The following is a 551-nucleotide window of genomic DNA, read 5'->3' on the forward strand; positions in this document are numbered from 1 at the left end:
AGCCGGTGCGGCGGGAAGATCGCGCTGACCAGCGCCGCGTTCACGCTCATGATGGCGCTCGCGCCCACGCCCTGCAGCAGGCGCGCGGCCGCCAGCGAGGGCAGCGACCACGACAGCGCGCACACCACCGAGGACACGATGAACAGCATCAGCCCGCCCAGGTAGACGCGCCGGTGCCCGATGATGCCGCCCAGCGCCGCGAACGGCAGCACCGTGGCGACCATCGCCAGCTGGTAGGCATTGATGATCCAGACGGAGGCCGCCGGCGTGGCGTGCAGGTCGGCCGCGATGGCCGGCAGCGCGGTGTTGGCGATCGCCGTGTCCAGCGTGGCGAGCGAAACCGCCAGCAGCATGGCGGCCATGCCGCGGCGTTCGATGGATGTCATGGGCGCGTCTGCGGCGCGCGCTGCCAGATTGGAGTCCGCTGTGTTCGACACTGTCTTTACCGGTAACCGCTTCGGGCGTGCCGCGCGTGCGTCGCGTGCCATGCGCCCGCCATGTCTGATACATGGACCGCGGCTCGGCGCTGGGGGCCGGCCGAAAGCCGCGGC

General features: G+C 71.5%; 1 protein-coding gene. It reads right to left on the bottom strand.

Annotated elements, in window-relative coordinates; all coding sequences use genetic code 11:
- Window positions 1–386, bottom strand: a 386-nt coding sequence (locus tag K206_RS37800; RefSeq protein WP_155888005.1) for an MFS transporter, incomplete at its 3' end; no start/stop codon positions are given.
- Between the last annotated feature and the right edge of the window lie 165 nt (window positions 387–551).

Source organism: Cupriavidus sp. WS, assembly GCF_000395345.1.
In the GTDB taxonomy this organism is placed as follows: Bacteria; Pseudomonadota; Gammaproteobacteria; order Burkholderiales; family Burkholderiaceae; genus Cupriavidus; species Cupriavidus basilensis_B.